This window comes from Kaistia terrae (genome assembly GCF_026344005.1).
Taxonomy (GTDB): domain Bacteria; phylum Pseudomonadota; class Alphaproteobacteria; order Rhizobiales; family Kaistiaceae; genus Kaistia; species Kaistia terrae.
On record NZ_JAPKNH010000001.1, the window covers coordinates 863939 to 880027 of the forward strand.

The window sequence follows — 16089 nt, forward strand, 5'->3', positions numbered from 1 at the left end:
GGCGGGCCGACCTCTCCCTCAGGGAGAGGTGAAGAGATGCGAGACAGAATGACCGAGCAATTCACCTTCACCCTGCTCGCCAAGGACGGTATGGCGCGACGCGGCGAACTCTCGATGCCGCGCGGAAAAATCCGCACGCCCGCCTTCATGCCGGTCGGCACGGCCGGCACCGTCAAGGCGATGTATCCGGGCCAGGTGCGCGACCTTGGCGCGGACGTCATCCTCGGTAACACCTACCATCTGATGCTGCGTCCCGGCGCGGAGCGGGTGGCCAAGCTGGGTGGCCTGCATACCTTCGCCCAATGGCCGCATCCGATCCTCACCGATTCCGGCGGCTACCAGGTGATGTCGCTCTCCAAGCTGCGCAAGCTGAACGAGCGCGGCGTCACCTTCCAGAGCCATATTGACGGTCGTCGCTACGAGATGACGCCGGAGCGCTCCGTCGAGATCCAGGGCCTGCTCGGCAGCGATATCCAGATGCAGCTCGACGAGTGCGTCGGGCTGCCGAACCCGGAAAAGGAAATCGAGCGCGCGATGCAATTGTCGCTGCGCTGGGCCGAGCGCTCCAAGGCGGCGTTCGGCAACCAGCCCGGCAAGGCGATCTTCGGCATCGTTCAGGGCGGCGACAATCCGCGCCTGCGCGTCGAAAGCGCCGAGGCGCTGGCGGCGATGGACTTCAAGGGCTATTCGGTCGGCGGGCTTGCCGTTGGCGAGCCGCAGGAAGTCATGCTCGAAATGCTCTCGATCACCACCCCGGTGATGCCGGAGCTGAAGCCGCGCTATCTGATGGGCGTCGGCACGCCGGACGACATCATCGAGTCGGTCGCGCGTGGCATCGACATGTTTGACTGCGTCATGCCGACCCGCGCCGGCCGCCACGGCCTGGCCTACACTCGCTTCGGCAAGGTGAGCTTGAAGAACGCTCGCCACGCGGAAGACCATCGCCCGCTCGACGAGGCGTCGGATTGCCCGGCGAGCCGCGATTACTCGCGCGCCTACCTGCACCACCTCTTCAAGTCGCAGGAGACGCTGGCGTCGATGCTTCTGACCTGGAACAACCTTGCCTACTACCAGAGCCTGATGGCCGGCATCCGCGCCTCTATCGATGAAGGCCGCTTCGAGGATTTCCGCCTGGCCACCAAGGAAGGCTGGGCGCGCGGCGACATTCCGGCGCTGTAGAGGCCCGCTTTTGTTGAGGTCGGGGGTCGGTTTTCTGCGTACAACTCTGGCGTCATCCCGGACGTAGCGAAGCGGAGATCCGGGATCCATGCAGCGGTGGCTTTGGGAGGTTTGCGTGGCTCGGACCCCGGCTGTATGGATCCCGGGTCAAGCCCGGGATGACGGCGAGGGGGGCGTCGTCAGATCGTCGGTTCTGTGTCCCGGATCAGCGAGCAGCCAGCAATTTTCCAGCTGCCGTCGGGCTGCTTCTCGAACCGGTAGAGCGCCACCCAGTTCTGGCCGTCGGGGCCGGCCACATAGACCTTCTGCACGAAGCCGATCGGGCTGTCGGTGACGTCGCCATAGGCGACGCTGCGCGGCCGGTATATCGGCGGATAGGCCTGGCGGACCATGCTGAGGAAGATGTCCGGCGAGGGAAACATCCGCTGGATGCCCGGCGCGGCCAATCCATAGGCGGCATCGCCGTCGTCACGCTGGAACGCCGCGAGCTGATCGCGGACGGTCTGCTTCATCTGGCTCTTCTCGGCAACAGTCGGCTCTGCGGCTAAGGCTGAGGTGGAAAACAGGGCGGTCGCCAGCAGGAAGACGATGGTGAAGGCAATACGGGACATGACCATTTGCTCCGGCGCTCGGCAAGATCGCGTTGATCCTCTGCCTTGAACTAGCTACGCAGCGCGTCGAGACAAGGTTTCGCCGCGCAATCGATGATTGCGCGGCGGGTCGGGATCGCCCGAAATGGATGATTGGCGACCGCCCTGCTTGTGCGAGCGCATTGCGGGGAGGGGACCGGACCTGATATCCCGTCCCAGAGATAACGCGCTGCCGGAGGCCCCATGCGAGCCCTTTTCGTTCAGATAAAATGCCATCTCGGCCGTGCCTATGAGGTGGCCAACGCCATCGCCGACGCCGAGATCGCCTCGGAAATCTATTCGACGGCCGGCGAGTTCGACCTTCTGGTCAAGTTCTACCTGCCCGACGACGCGGACCCCGGCCATTTCGTCACCGAATCGGTGCAGCGCTTCGATGGTATCCGCGACACCCGCACGATTATGACGTTCCGCGCGTTCTAGAACGCTCCCGCTTCACAGAACCGGCACATTGCTCCGGCTCTCTGCCTTGTCGCGTGTCGTCACGTGAGCCGGTACCCACAGCGAGATCCATGATGAAGAAACTCAGCCTGATCGCTTCCACCCTGATGCTGGCGCTGCCGGCTGCCGGTCATGCCGCCAACAAGCCCGTCGCTCCGCCCGTCATGGTCAGCGCCGGCAAGTGCGACAAGCTGATTGTCGCCGGCAAGGACGCCACCAAGCAGTGCAAGAATTCGGTCGCCAGCGTGCCAACGCCGGGCGGCGTCGTCATGTTCATCTTCACCCAGGGCAAGACCCTAATCGGCTTCAGCGGCGACGCCACGAAGCTGGCGGGCGACAAGAAGACCGGTATTGCCGGCGTGCCGGTGCTGGATGTCACCATCCGCTCCGACAAGGAGCCGCAGGTGATCGCGGCCACCGAAGGCTTCTGCAAGTTCAGCGATCCCTATTCCGGCAAGCCGGCCATCGTTTCCTGCACGGCCAAGACGGCCGAGGGCACGTTCACGGGATCGTTCAAGTCGAACGGCAAGAAGCCCACGGCGCAGTAGGCAGATCCAGGGTCAGCCGCGCGGCGCGAGCAGGATGATCGCCGCGCCGGCGAGGCAGACGGCGGCGCCGGTCAGGTCCCAGCGGTCGGGCCGGGCGCCTTCGATGATCCAGAGCCACAGGATCGACATCGCAATATAGATGCCGCCATAGGCGGCATAGGCGCGACCGGCGGCGGCGCTGTCGACCAGCGTCAGCAGATAGGCGAACAGCGCCAGCGCCAGGACACCGGGAACGAGCCACCAGACGGAACGGTCGAGCTTCAGCCATGCCCAGAAGGCGAAGCAGCCGGCGATTTCGGCCAGCGCCGCGGCGACATAAATCGCGATCGTCATTCTATGAGAAGCCCCGTCCGCGTACCGTCTCTGGCGATTGTGCGCCAGTTCCCTGCGCGCACTCGCCTCGACAAGGCAGCATCGCCTTGGGTGTCATCGGTGGAATATCAGGGGAGTGGTGAGCCCGTCGGGATTCGAACCCGAGACCCCATGATTAAAAGTCACGTGCTCTACCAGCTGAGCTACGGGCTCATCGAGGTTGGGCCTCGAATTCGGGCGGAACCTAGTCGCCACGACGGGGCGGGTCAAGACACCTTCCGGCAACGATCGCTCGGTGGTCCACCGATTTTATCGGTGGCTCAAGCGTCCCTGTCGCATTCGCGCGAGATTGCGGCCTTCGAATGCGTTATGAACGCACCATATTTCTCCATTACACTGCTCCCTTGGTCATTCTCTCGGGAAAATCGAAGGCATCACCATGCGCATCGCGATGATTGGTTCTGGTTATGTCGGGCTCGTTTCCGGCGCTTGTCTGGCGGATTTCGGCCATGACGTGACCTGCATCGACAAGGATGCGGCCAAGATCGAGGCTCTGAAGCAGAATCAGATCCCGATCTTCGAGCCGGGACTGGAGGCGCTCGTCGCCTCGAACGTCCGGGCAGGGCGCCTGTCGTTCACCACCGAGTTCGAGGGGCCGGTCGCGGCCGCCGACGTCGTCTTCATTGCCGTGGGCACCCCGTCGCGACGCGGCGATGGTCATGCCGACCTTTCCTATGTCTACGCGGCGGCGCGCGAGATTGCGCTGGCGGTCAAGGGCTTCACCGTCGTCGTCACCAAGTCGACCGTGCCGGTCGGCACCGGCGACGAGGTCGAGCGCGTCATTCGCGAAGCCAACCCCGACGCGGATGTCGCCGTCGTCTCCAATCCGGAATTCCTGCGCGAAGGCGCCGCCATCGCCGACTTCAAGCGGCCGGACCGCATTGTCGTCGGCCTCGATGGCGATCGCGGCAAGGAAGCCATGTCCGAGGTCTATCGGCCGCTCTATCTCAACCAGGCGCCGATTCTGTTCACGTCCCGTCGCTCGTCCGAGCTGATCAAATACGCCGCCAACGCCTTCCTCGCGATGAAGATCACCTTCATCAACGAGATGGCCGATCTGTGCGAAAGCGTCGGCGCCGACGTCCAGGCGGTCTCGCGCGGCATCGGCCTCGACAATCGCATCGGCTCCAAGTTCCTGCATGCGGGCCCGGGCTATGGCGGCTCGTGCTTCCCCAAGGATACCATTGCCCTCGTCAAGACGGCGCAGGATCAGGGCACGCCGCTGCGGCTGATCGAGACCACGGTGTCGATCAACGACCAGCGCAAGCGCGCCATGGCGCGCAAGGTGATCCAGGCCTCGGGCGGCGAGATCCGCGGCAAGAAGGTCGCCATCCTCGGCCTGACCTTCAAGCCGAACACCGACGACATGCGCGAGGCGCCGTCGCTTTCGATCATCCAGGCGCTGCAGGATGCCGGCGCCAGGGTTTCGGCCTTCGATCCCGAAGGCATGGAGCCGGCGCGCCAGCTTCTTGGCGGTGTCGACTACGCGAGCGATGCCTATGACGCGGCGCAGGATGCCGATGTCCTTGTGATCGTGACGGAGTGGGACGTTTTCCGCGCACTCGATCTGAAGCGCTTGAAGGCAGCGATGAAGTCGCCGCTGATGGTTGATCTTCGCAACATCTATCGCCGTGACGATGTCGTTCGCGAGGGCTTCCGCTATGTCAGCATAGGCCGGCCGGGCGATGACGCTGCGTTCCAGCTGGACGTTGCTGCCGAGTAATCGGCTTCCATGAGTTGCGTCGTCTAGGCGCTTGAATTCATGTAGAAAAGCGACTTGTGGGAGCGGCCGGTCACGTTTTGGTCTGGTCATTCCTCTTGGGAATGGCATGATCCGATAGGGATTCTGAAAAGAATCGCGCGGGGATGCCATGCTCAACAGACGTATTCGTAGGACAATCGCCACTCTTGTGCTGGCCGGAGGAGCGTCTCTGCTTCTTTCGGCGTGCTCGGAGGAGAAACCGGCGCCTTTGCCGCCGCGGGCGGTTCGCACCCTCGTCGTCGAGAAGAAGCCGATGATCCTGACGGCCGAGGGGGCCGGCACGATCCAGGCGCGTTATGTCAATAATATCGGCTTCCTGGTGAGCGGGCGGCTGCTGACGCGAAATGTCGATGTCGGCGCTTTCGTCAAGAATGACGACCTTTTGGCGAGCCTCGATCCTGTCGACTACAAGTCCCGGCTTACGGCGGCTGAATCGCAGGTGACGTCCGCGCAGGCGGCGCTCGACCAGGCAGCCGGCGAGGAGAGCCGCTTCAAGGAACTGCTGAAGAACGGCTTTACCCCGCAGGCGCGTTACGACCAGGCCCTGAAGGATCTGCAGACGGCGCAGGCTGGCGTGGTTGGCGCCAAGGCCAATCTCAAGCTGGCGCAGGACCAGCTTCGCTACACCGATCTCCATTCGCCGACCGAGGGCGTGGTGACCCAGACCGGCGCCAATGTCGGCCAGGTGGTGCAGGCGGGCGAAATGGTCATCCAGCTGTCGAGTTTCAGCGACCGCGACGGCGTCTTCTCCGTACCGGTTCTCTACATCAGCGCCGCCAAAGTCGGCATGGCGGTCAAGGTCTGGTTGCAGGCCAAGCCGACCGAGATCGTGCAGGGCGTCGTCCGCGAGATCGCGCCGAACGCCGATCCGATCACCGGCACCTACACGGTCAAGGTCACGCTCGTCGATCCGCCGGCCGATATGTTCATTGGCGCGGTCGTGGTTGGAGAGGTCGACACCGAGGGGCACGAGGTCGTCACGGTGCCGGCGACCGCCATCCTCCAGACCGGTGACAAGCCGGAGGTCTGGGTTGTCAGCGCCGACAATGTCGTGAAGAAGGTTCCGGTGACGGTCGACCGATACGACACGTCAACCGTCACGATCTCGAGCGGCATCGTCCAGGGCGATCGCATCGTCGTCGCCGGCGTGAATTCGCTCAACGACGGCCAGAAGGTGGCGATCGAACCGACGGACGCACCGTGATGGGGCGCCTCAATCTCTCCGAATGGGCGATCAATCACAAAACGCTGGTCACCTTCTTCATGGTGCTCTGCGTCGTCGCCGGCGTGAAATCCTATATGAGCCTCGGCCGCGAGGAGGACCCGGAATTCGCGGTCCAGACCATGCTGGTGCAGGTCAACTGGCCCGGTGCCACGACGGCAGACACCATCTCCGAAGTCACGATGCGGCTGGAGAAGAAGCTGCGCGAAACGCCGAACCTGGACTACATCAACAGCTACACGACGCCGGGGCAGGCGGTCATCTATGTGAACCTGCTGCAGTCGACCCCGCCGGAGCAGATACCCTTCATCTGGTATGAGGTCCGCAAGAAGGTCCACGACATCCAGACGACTCTGCCGCAGGGCATACAGGGTCCGTTCTTCAACGACGAATTCGGCGATGTGTTCGGCGTCATCTATGGGCTGACCTTCGACGGTTTCACGCTGCGGCAGACGCGCGATTTCGCAGAGCAGGCCAAGATCGCGTTCCAGAACGGGAACGATGTCGCCAAGGTGGTGATGTTCGGCCAGCAGGACCAGACCTTCTACCTGTCGTTCTCGCCGCAGAAGCTGGCGGCCCTCGGCCTCAATCTGAACGACGTGCTTTCCTCGATCGCGGACCAGAACGCGCTCGTCCCTTCCGGTGTCGTCAACACGCCCGACGAAAACATACTGGTCAACGTGACGGGCGGGTTCCTGACGAAGCAGAACCTGGAAGCCGTCAACCTTTTCATCAACGACCGCTTCTTCCACCTGACCGACATCGCCACCGTCCAGGAAGGCTATGTCGATCCGCCGACCAAGATGTTCCGGGTCAATGGCAAGCAGGCCATCGGCCTCGGCGTTTCGATGAAGGCGGGGGGCGACAATCTTGCTTTCGGACAGGGGCTGGCGGCAATCGCCGCCCACCTTGAGCAGGAATTCCCCATCGGCATCGATGTCGTGCTGGTCTCCGACCAGCCGCAGGTGGTCAAGCACGCCATATCCGGCTTCACCGATGCGCTGCTCGAGGCGCTGATCATCGTGTTGGCGGTTAGCTTCCTCAGCCTCGGCCTGCGCGCTGGGTTGGTGGTCGCGTTTTCGATCCCGCTCGTGCTTTCGATCGTCTTCATCGGCATGGAGATGGCGCATATCAGCCTGCAGCGCATCTCGCTCGGAGCGTTGATCATCGCCCTCGGCCTTCTGGTCGATGACGCCATGATCACGGTCGAGATGATGGTTTCAAAGATCGAGGAAGGCTTCGAGAAGGCCAAGGCGGCGACCTTTGCCTATGTGACGACGGCATTCCCGATGTTGACCGGCACGCTGGTGACGATCTTCGGGTTCTTCCCGATCGGCTTCGCGGACAGCAATACCGGCCAGTACTGCTTCTCGCTCTTCGCGGTGATCGCGATTGCCCTGGTCTCGTCGTGGTTCGTGGCCGTGGTGTTCGCGCCGGTGATCGGCGTCTTCGTGCTGCCGAACAAGATCGTCGCGAAGCACAAGGAAGGCGCGCGCGAATACGGGCTCATCACGACGGTCTACAAGCATTTGCTGCTTGCCTGCATGCGAATGCGCTACCTCACCATCGCGGTGACGCTGGGCCTGTTCGTGCTGGCGCTGTTCGGCCAGCAATTCGTGCAGCGGCAGTTCTTCCCGTCGTCCGATCGTCCGGAACTGCTGGTCACGATCGATCTACCGGCGGCGGCGTCGATCTTCGCCACCGAGGAAGTGGTCACGAAGATCCAGACCCTGATCGACGGCGACCCCGATATCGAGCGTTACTCGAATTACATCGGCGGCGGCGCCATCCGCTTCTACCTGCCGCTCGCCGTCCTCAGCGACAACTCCTTCGTTGGCCAGTTCGTCATCGTGACGAAGGGCATCGAGGAGCGGGTTCGCGTCAAGGCGAAGCTTCAGGCGGCTCTTACCGATGCGGTACCGAATGCGACGACCTTTGTGCAGGATCTGGAACTCGGGCCGCCAGTCGGCTGGCCGATCCAGTACCGCGTGACGGGGCGGACCCCGGACGAGGCGCGCCGCTATGCGGATCAGCTCGTCAAGGTAATGGTCGATTCCGGCTACGCGCGCGACGTGAACTTTGATTGGCGCGACAAGAACAAGACGCTGAAGGTCGTGGTCAACCAGGACGTCGCGCGTCGGGTCGGCCTGAGCTCGAAGACACTGTCGCAGGCTTTGCAGGCGGTGCTTTCGGGCACGACGATTACCCAGATGCGGGACTCGATCTATCTGATCAATCTCGTAGCGCGCGCCGACGACAACACGCGCGCTTCTCTGGACGGCGTCCGCGACCTGCAGATCAGCCTGCCGAACGGAAAGTCCGTGCCGCTCCGCGAGGTTGCGACGATCGATTACGTGCTCGACGAAGGCTATGTCGGGATGCGGAACGGCATGCCGACCATGACCGTCCAGGCCAACATGATGCCGGGTCTTCAGGCGGCAACCGTCTATACCCGCCTGCGACCGGCGGTCGAGCAGATCCGCTCCACCCTGCCGCCCGGCGGGCTCCTTGTCGAAGGCGGCACGGTTGAGAAGAGCGCGCAGAGCAACGCCGCCCTGATGGCACAGGTGCCGCTGATGCTCGGTCTGATGCTGATCATCCTGATGGTCCAGTTGCAGAGCGTGTCGCGTCTGCTGCTGGTGATCAGTGTCGCGCCCTTGGGATTGATCGGCGTCGTCGCTGCGCTGCTCTTCACCAACACGCCGATGGGGTTCGTCGCAACTCTTGGCATCATCGCGCTGGCCGGTATGATCATCCGCAACTCGGTCATCCTGATCGATCAGATCGAGACCACGCGCAAGCATGGCGAGGATGCGTGGGACGCGGTGATCGAGGCGGCGCAGCATCGTTTCCGCCCGATCATGCTGACCGCGTCGGCGGCCATACTGGGCATGATCCCGATCATGCGCGACGTGTTCTGGGGCCCGATGGCCTATGCCATCGTCGGCGGTCTGGCGGGAGCGACGCTTTTGACGCTGCTGTTCCTGCCGGCGCTCTATGTGACGAGCTTCCGGATCAAGGAAACCAAGCGTCCGGCGGCTGGGCCCGAAGGGCAGGAGACGGCGGCGGTTCCGGCGCATTAGGGGTGGCCTTCTTTGCAGCCACTGGAGCAAGATCCATCTGGGTCGATTCCGACTTCTCACCTCTCCCTGAGGGAGAGGTCGGCTCGAAAAGCCGGGAGAGGGTTTAGGGAACCATCCGGTGAGGCCGTAAACCCTCACCCGCCGACCTGCGGCCGTCGACCTCTCCCTCAGGGAGAGGTGAAGAATGATGTTCCAAAGATGATGGGTCTGCTCTAGCCGCATCATGCCGCAGATGTCCCAATGGGCCGTCTCGACGCACGCATGGTGTCCATGGCGCCCAATCGCGACCCATCAACCCTATGTCACCTCTTGATGGCGGGCGGCGTGCGATGGATAAGGGGCCATTGGAACCAGTTGGTATGGATCAGATGGACGTAGTGGAACTCCTGGCGGCCCTGCACCAGGCCTTGCAGGCCGGCGCTTCGGTCGAGGACACCGAAAGCTGGATGCAGGCCTATGCCGTCATCCGTCGCGAGGTCGAGGCCGACGCGACTTGTGACAAGTACGATATCGAGACGCTCGACGTGCTGGCCGGCAAGCTGGCGACCCTGATCGCCGAGATCAACGCAGGCAATCCGGAGCCCGATTTCACCCCAGCGCGGACCTGGGTTGCAGCGCTCGCCGCCGCGATCCACCGGCGTCACGCCTAGATTGGCGTCGATGTCGCATCGTTCGGGTGGAACTCGCGAGATGTCACGACATTGGACAAGGGTTGAATTGCCTTCCCCTCAGCCTTCGCTAGTCTGGATTTCATGAGCACCGCTCGAATTCTTTCCTACAACGTCCACGCCTGCGTCGGGACGGACAAGAAATTGTCCCCCGAGCGCATTGCCCGCGTGATCGAGAGCTGCGCCCCGGATATCGTCGCGCTGCAGGAGATCGACGTCGGTCGCCCGCGTAGCGGTCGGATCGATCAGGCGCAGGTCCTGGCCGAAATCCTGGGCATGGACGCGCACTTCCATCCCTCGACCCGGATCGGCGTCGACGAGCACTATGGCGACGCGATCCTGACGCGGCTTCCCTATACGATGAAGAAAATGGGCGTGCTGCCGGGCTTCCACGACCGCATCAAGGTCGAGCCGCGCGGCGCGCTCTGGGCTTCCGTGCAGGTTGGCGGTGTCGAAGTCCAAGTGGTGAACACCCATCTGGGCGTCTGGCCGCACGAACAGATGCTGCAACTCTCGGCCCTGCTCGGGCCGGAATGGCTGGGCCATCCCGACTGTCGCGAGCCGGTTGTCTTCCTCGGAGACTTCAACGCCCCGCCAGGCCTGTCGCCCTATCGGCGGCTCGCCTCGGAGTTTGTGGACGTGCAGAAGGTGTGGGGCGAGCGCAAGGCCAAGCCGACCTTCCCCGGTCGCCTGCCGACGCTGCGCATCGATCATGTCTGGCTGCGCGGCCGGGCGACGGTTCAGAATGTCGAGGTCGTGCGGACGCCGCTGGCGCGCGTCGCCTCGGATCATCTGCCGCTCGTCGTCGATCTGGATTTCAAGGCCCATCGCCGGGAGAACGAACGCGAAGCGACCGTCGGCGCAGCCTGAGGCGCCGTTCGTTGCATCGCCGGATTTTGGTTCTTCTATCCGCCTTGACCCGACCGCTCCACTTCACGCGAGCAACGGGAGGCTCCGTTCAGCGCTTGCGCGCGGCGCGGGCTAATTCGCTGCGACGATGTTCGTCGGAACGGTTGCCGGTTTCGGTACGCATCCTGCAAAGATCTGAGACCAGATCGTCGAAACGCGAAATCTCGGAGCGGTTCATCCGGGAGAGCATCAGCGCCCCCGCGGCAAAATTGGAGCCGAACTGCAGGGTACGCGTGCTCAACGAAGGCTTCAGAGTCGAGTTGGCCATAGAATTCCTCCACGGCTTGCTGCGCTCTGACACAATGATTGTGGTGAAGCGCGGGTTCCATGACGGGGCAGGAACGGCGCCATATTAGATCAGAATCTTTCCCTGTGAAGGTCTCTGTTAATTATTGGTTAAAATAATTGATGAGCGCTCGAATTGCCTTCCGTTACGGTAATCGGATGATTCGGCAAGGTGCGCCCTCCGCCTCCGCTGCGGCGAAGGGCGGTCGCACGATCAGGCAAAGCGCCTGGGCGAAGGTCGACAGCATCGAGCTGTCCTGACGCGGCAAGGGGGTCGCGATATGCCGTCCGTCCGGGAGGTCGACCAGGCTGGCGCGGACATAATCCTGTCGCTTGTCATTTTCGCGCACCGGCGCACCAAGCTCGGCGAACTCCGTTTCATCGAGGAGCGGCAGGCCGAGCAGGCGCTGCATCAGCGGCTTCAGGAAGAGTAGGGCGCAGACGAGGCTGGAAACGGGGTTGCCGGGAAGACCCAGCACGCGCATCGGTCCGAGCCGGCCGAACATCAGCGGCTTGCCGGGCCGCATGGCGATCTTCCAGAAATCGAGATCCATGCCCCGATCCATCAAGACCTCGCGGACAAAGTCGTGTTCGCCGACCGAAGCGCCGCCGAGCGTCACCAGGATGTCGGCGCCGCTCGCCGTCGCGCGGTCGATGGCGTCGGCGAGTTTTGCACGATCATCCGAGACGATGCCGAGATCGATCACGGTGCCGCCCAGCGTCTCGACGAGCGCGGCGATGCCAAAGCTGTTCGAGGCGACGATCTGGTTGGGACCTAGCGCCGATCCGGGCGGGACCAGCTCGTCGCCGGTGGCGATGATGGCGACGCGGGGACGACTGCGGACGGGAATATCGCCATGGTTGAGGGCTGCGGCGAGCGACAGCTGGCGCATGCCGAGCCGTGTGCCCGTCGGCAGCAAAACCTGGCCCTCGACGAAATCGAGCCCCTTGGCGCGAATGTGCTGCTGCAAGCGGACGGCCTCTGTCGCGCGAATGCGCCCATCCGGGTCGACGACAGCGTCTTCCTGCAGCAGGACCGCATCGGCGCCTTCGGGAACAGGCGCGCCGGTGAATATGCGCACGGTCTGGTTCGGGCCGACGAGGCCTTCGAAGGCGTGGCCTGCCGGGGCCGAGCCGATCAGCGTCAGATGCGCAGGGACGGTGGCCACGTCGGCGGCGCGCACCGCATAGCCATCCATGGCCGAGACATCGAAGGGCGGCTGCGTACGCCGTGCTGCGAGCGGTTCGGCAAGGATGCGGTTCAGTGCCATGCCAAGCGGCACGGTTTCGGGCGGGGTCGGCAATACATCCTGCGTGATGCGGGAAATCGCGTCCTCAACCGGCAACAGGGCATCGGCCATCAGTCTGCCTTCCCGGCTTCGGCGTGCCAGTCGCCCGACTTGCCACCGGTCTTCTCAACGAGGCGGATGTTGCCGATCGTCATGCCGCGATCGACCGCCTTGGCCATGTCGTAAATGGTGAGGCAGGCGACGGAGACGGCCGTCAGCGCCTCCATCTCGACGCCGGTGCGTTCGGCGACCTTGGTCGTGGCGCGGATGCGCAGGCCCGGCAGCTGATCGTCGAACTCGATCTCGATCTTGACCTTCGACAGCATGATCGGGTGGCAGAGCGGGATCAGCTCATGCGTCTTCTTCGCCGCCATGATGCCGGCGATCCGCGCCGTCGCGATCACGTCGCCCTTCGATGCCGTGCCGGAACGGATCAGGTCGAGGGTGGCCGCCTGCATGGAGACGGTGCCCTCGGCGACGGCCGTGCGCTGGGTGATGTCCTTGGCCGAGACATCGACCATGTGGGCGGCGCCGGTCTCGTCGAGATGGGTGAGGCGAGGGGACATCAGCCAAGCTCCTTGCGCATGAAAAGCCGGGTATCGAGCGGCAGGCCCGAGAGCTCTTCGCCAGCGTGCAACAGAAAGAAAGCCGGCGTCCAATCGTCCGGCAGGACCTCGACAAAACCGCGCCGCTCATAGAATGGCCGGTTCCACGGCACATCGCGAAACGTCGCCAGCGTCAGGCGCGACAGGCCGCGTTGGCGCGCTGCTTGCTCGGCCGCCGCCAGCAGCGCACTGCCGAGCCCGCGACCGCCATAGGTCGTGGTGACGGAGATCTCGTAGAGGTGCAGCGCATCGTCCAGCCGGCCGGCCAGCAGGAAGCCGACCGGTGCATCGTCCTCTTCGGCCGCGCAAAGCACGACGCCATGCGCGAAGATCGAACGCAGGAAGCCTTCGCTGCAGGTATCGCTATCGGCGACGGCTTCGAGGCCAACCGCGCGAAACCGCTGCGCCGCCTCGCGCTCGATGGCGCGAAGCGAAGGGCATTCGTCCAGGTGGGCAGACCGTATTGAAATAGGCATGTCGTAGAACGATCCATCCAATCGAGACGGCGGACTTTCACCTCTCCCTGAGGGAGAGGTCGACGGCCGAAGGTCGGCGGGTGAGGGTTTACGGCCTCACCGGATAGCTCCGCTCCGACCTCTCCCTCAGGGAGAGGTGAGATCAGGGAGGTCAGGCCAGGGCGCGGCCCAGAAGATGCGCGGTGGCAGCCGCTACATCCTCCTGCCGCATCAGGCTTTCGCCGACGAGAAAAGTGCCAATCCGCGCCTTGCTCATCCGGGCGATGTCGGCCGGCGTGAAGATGCCGCTCTCGCCGACCAAAATCCGGTCTTCCGGCACCAGAGGCGCAAGGCGCTCGGAGGTTTCCAGCGACACCTCGAAGGTGCGCAGGTTGCGGTTGTTGATACCGATCATCGGCGAGGTCAGCTTCAACGCCCGCTCCAGCTCCGCCTCGTCATGCACCTCGATCAGCACGTCCATGCCGAGATCGATCGCCGTTGCCTCCAGCGAGCGGGCGACGTCGTCGGAGACGCCGGCCATGATGATCAGGATGCAATCCGCGCCCCAGGCGCGCGCTTCATGGACCTGATAATCCTCGTAGAGGAAATCCTTGCGCAGCGCCGGCAGGTCGACCGCTTCGCGGGCAGCGATCAGATAGTCCGGCGAGCCCTGGAAATAGGGCGTGTCGGTCAGCACGGAGAGACAGGCGGCTCCGCCCGCCTTGTAGGCGCGCGCCAGCGACGGCGGGTCAAAATCCGGGCGGATCAGGCCCTTCGAAGGGCTCGCCTTCTTGATCTCGGCGATCAGCGCCGGCTCGTTGGCGGCAAGCTTGCGGCGGATGGCGTCGACAAAGCCACGCGCCGGCGGCTGGTCTTTCGCCCGGGCGATGATCTCGGCCGGAGGGACCTTCGCCTTGGCGGCGGCGATTTCTTCGCGCTTGGTCGCTTCGATCTTCTTCAGGATATCGGTCATCGGCTCATCCGTTGGTGATCGCGACCAGGCGATCGAGGCGCTCATAGGCGCGGCCTTCGTCGATCGAGGCGGCGGCGAGCGCCACGCCTTCGGCAAGAGTCGCAGCACGACCGGCAACGATCAGCGCCGCGCCGGCATTCATCAGCACGGTGTCGCGATAGGCGCCTTGCTCTCCTTCGAGCAGGGCGCGAAGGGCTGCCGCATTATACGCCGCATCGCCGCCCCGGATCGCCTCGACAGGCGAGATCGCGAGCCCGACCGAGCCCGGATCGACGGTGAACGTCTCGATCCGACCGTTCTTGAGCGCTGCCACCTTGGTCGGGCCTGCCGTCGTGATTTCGTCGACGCCACCGGCGCCATAGACGATCCACGCACTTTCCGAGCCGAGCGCCGCCAGCACCTGCGCGATCGGCTCGACCCATTCTTCCGAATAGACGCCGATCAGCTGGCGCTTGACGCCGCCGGGATTGGAGAGCGGTCCAAGCAGGTTGAAGATCGTCCGCGTGCCGAGTTCGACGCGGGCAGGGCCGACATGCTTCATCGCCGAATGATGCATCGGCGCGAACATGAAGCCGATGCCGGCCTCGCGGATCGCCCTGCCGATGGCTTCCGGCGCGATGTCGACATTGACGCCGAGCGCCGTCAGCACGTCCGCGGCGCCCGATTTCGACGAGACGGCGCGGTTGCCATGCTTGGCGACCGGCACGCCCGCGCCCGCCACGACAAAGGCCGAGGCGGTCGAGATGTTGTAGGTGTGGGCGCCGTCGCCACCAGTGCCGACAATGTCGATGGCGTCCAGCGGCGCGTCGACTGGCACCATCTTGGAGCGCATGGTCGCAACCGCGCCGGCGATCTCCTCGACGGTTTCGCCGCGTACGCGCAGCGCCATCAGGAAGCCGCCGATTTGGGCCGGCGTCGCCGAGCCGGACATGATCACGTCGAAGGCCGATTCCGCCTCTGCCCGACTGAGCGATTGGCCCGAGGCGACCTTGGCGATATGGGATTTCAAATCATTCATGCTTCGATCCGCCTCACGCGACCGACCGGGAGGCGCGGTTTCGCGCGTTCCACTCGGCCGCCATGTCGAGGAAGTTCTTCAGCATCAGATGCCCATGCTCGGAAGCGATGCTCTCGGGATGGAACTGCACGCCATGCATCGGCAGGGTCTTGTGCATGGCGCCCATGACGACGCCGTCCTCCGATTCCGCCGTGATTTCCAGCACGGCCGGCATGGTCTCGCGCTTCACCGTCAGCGAGTGATAGCGCGTCGCCTTGAACGGGCCGTTGATGCCGCGAAACACGCTCTTGCCGGTGTGAGTGATGGTCGAAATCTTGCCATGCATCTGGGTCGGCGCGCGGATGACGTCGCCGCCCATCGCCTGGCCGATTGCCTGATGGCCGAGGCAAACGCCAAAAATCGGGATGGTGTCGCCGACGCGCTCGATCAGATCCAGGCAGATGCCGGCCTCGTTCGGCGTGCAGGGGCCAGGCGAAAGGACAATGCCTTCCGGATCGAGGGCGATCACTTCCTCGACCGTGATCTTGTCGTTGCGCTTGATGATCAGCTTGGCGCCAAGCTCCCCGAGATAGTGGACGAGGTTGTAGGTGAAGCTGTCGTAATTATCGATGACGAGAAAGGCCATGCTGCTGT

The 16089-nt window shown here is 63.9% G+C and carries 17 protein-coding genes and 1 tRNA gene; 8 read left to right on the plus strand and 10 right to left on the minus strand.

Annotated elements, in window-relative coordinates; genetic code table 11:
• Positions 1–48 precede the first annotated feature (48 nt).
• On the plus strand, positions 49–1179 hold the full coding sequence (tgt, locus tag OSH12_RS03990; protein ID WP_266342191.1) for a tRNA guanosine(34) transglycosylase Tgt: 1131 nt from the start codon (positions 49–51) through the stop codon (positions 1177–1179).
• A gap of 179 nt (positions 1180–1358) precedes the next feature.
• Here the strand turns inward: tgt and OSH12_RS03995 are convergent, their stop codons facing one another.
• Positions 1359–1790: a DUF4864 domain-containing protein gene (locus OSH12_RS03995; protein WP_266342192.1), complete on the minus strand. Its 432-nt coding sequence runs from the start codon at positions 1788–1790 to the stop codon at positions 1359–1361.
• Positions 1791–2012: 222 nt separating this feature from the next.
• Between OSH12_RS03995 and OSH12_RS04000 the strand changes: the two genes are divergently transcribed.
• Together OSH12_RS04000 and OSH12_RS04005 are read left to right on the plus strand one after the other, a co-directional pair.
• Complete coding sequence (locus OSH12_RS04000) at positions 2013–2249, plus strand: Lrp/AsnC ligand binding domain-containing protein (protein ID WP_018184528.1); 237 nt, start codon at positions 2013–2015, stop codon at positions 2247–2249.
• An 89-nt stretch (positions 2250–2338) separates the two neighbouring features.
• Positions 2339–2815: a hypothetical protein gene (locus OSH12_RS04005; RefSeq protein WP_266342193.1), complete on the plus strand. Its 477-nt coding sequence runs from the start codon at positions 2339–2341 to the stop codon at positions 2813–2815.
• A gap of 12 nt (positions 2816–2827) precedes the next feature.
• Here OSH12_RS04005 and OSH12_RS04010 read toward each other — a convergent pair whose 3' ends face one another.
• Entirely contained in the window at positions 2828–3148 is a 321-nt protein-coding gene (locus OSH12_RS04010) for a YnfA family protein (protein ID WP_266342194.1), read from the minus strand.
• A 116-nt stretch (positions 3149–3264) separates the two neighbouring features.
• A tRNA-Lys gene (locus OSH12_RS04015) sits at positions 3265–3340 on the minus strand.
• Between the two features lie 226 nt (positions 3341–3566).
• Here OSH12_RS04015 and OSH12_RS04020 point away from each other — a divergent pair.
• The 5 genes from OSH12_RS04020 (at position 3567) to OSH12_RS04040 (ending at position 10792) form a co-directional block, all read left to right on the plus strand.
• A complete protein-coding gene (locus OSH12_RS04020) occupies positions 3567–4910 on the plus strand; it encodes a UDP-glucose dehydrogenase family protein (protein ID WP_266342195.1) in 1344 nt (447 codons plus the stop codon).
• Between the two features lie 247 nt (positions 4911–5157).
• Complete coding sequence (locus OSH12_RS04025; RefSeq protein ID WP_266342196.1) at positions 5158–6153, plus strand: efflux RND transporter periplasmic adaptor subunit; 996 nt, start codon at positions 5158–5160, stop codon at positions 6151–6153.
• Positions 6153–9254 (plus strand): efflux RND transporter permease subunit, encoded by a 3102-nt coding sequence (locus tag OSH12_RS04030; RefSeq protein ID WP_323180591.1) that lies wholly within the window; start codon positions 6153–6155, stop codon positions 9252–9254. The genes OSH12_RS04025 and OSH12_RS04030 overlap by 1 nt, the downstream gene beginning before the upstream one ends.
• A gap of 359 nt (positions 9255–9613) precedes the next feature.
• Complete coding sequence (locus OSH12_RS04035) at positions 9614–9904, plus strand: hypothetical protein (RefSeq protein ID WP_266342198.1); 291 nt, start codon at positions 9614–9616, stop codon at positions 9902–9904.
• Positions 9905–10006: 102 nt separating this feature from the next.
• Complete coding sequence (locus tag OSH12_RS04040; RefSeq protein WP_266342199.1) at positions 10007–10792, plus strand: endonuclease/exonuclease/phosphatase family protein; 786 nt, start codon at positions 10007–10009, stop codon at positions 10790–10792.
• A gap of 88 nt (positions 10793–10880) precedes the next feature.
• Here the strand turns inward: OSH12_RS04040 and OSH12_RS04045 are convergent, their stop codons facing one another.
• The 7 genes from OSH12_RS04045 to OSH12_RS04075 form a co-directional block, all read right to left on the minus strand.
• Positions 10881–11099, minus strand: a complete 219-nt coding sequence (locus tag OSH12_RS04045; RefSeq protein WP_266342200.1) for a hypothetical protein — start codon at positions 11097–11099, stop codon at positions 10881–10883.
• 163 nt (positions 11100–11262) lie between these two features.
• Entirely contained in the window at positions 11263–12477 is a 1215-nt protein-coding gene (locus OSH12_RS04050; protein ID WP_266342201.1) for a molybdopterin molybdotransferase MoeA, read from the minus strand.
• Positions 12477–12971, minus strand: a complete 495-nt coding sequence (moaC, locus tag OSH12_RS04055) for a cyclic pyranopterin monophosphate synthase MoaC (RefSeq protein WP_266342202.1) — start codon at positions 12969–12971, stop codon at positions 12477–12479. Before moaC ends, OSH12_RS04050 begins: the two co-directional genes overlap by 1 nt.
• Positions 12971–13486, minus strand: coding sequence for a GNAT family N-acetyltransferase (locus OSH12_RS04060; RefSeq protein ID WP_266342203.1), 516 nt, complete (start codon positions 13484–13486; stop codon positions 12971–12973). The genes moaC and OSH12_RS04060 overlap by 1 nt, the downstream gene beginning before the upstream one ends.
• 151 nt (positions 13487–13637) lie before the next feature.
• Positions 13638–14438: an indole-3-glycerol phosphate synthase TrpC gene (gene trpC, locus OSH12_RS04065; RefSeq protein WP_266342204.1), complete on the minus strand. Its 801-nt coding sequence runs from the start codon at positions 14436–14438 to the stop codon at positions 13638–13640.
• A gap of 4 nt (positions 14439–14442) precedes the next feature.
• On the minus strand, positions 14443–15456 hold the full coding sequence (trpD, locus tag OSH12_RS04070) for an anthranilate phosphoribosyltransferase (protein WP_266342205.1): 1014 nt from the start codon (positions 15454–15456) through the stop codon (positions 14443–14445).
• A 13-nt stretch (positions 15457–15469) separates the two neighbouring features.
• Entirely contained in the window at positions 15470–16081 is a 612-nt protein-coding gene (locus OSH12_RS04075) for an anthranilate synthase component II (RefSeq protein ID WP_266342206.1), read from the minus strand.
• Positions 16082–16089: the final 8 nt, after the last annotated feature.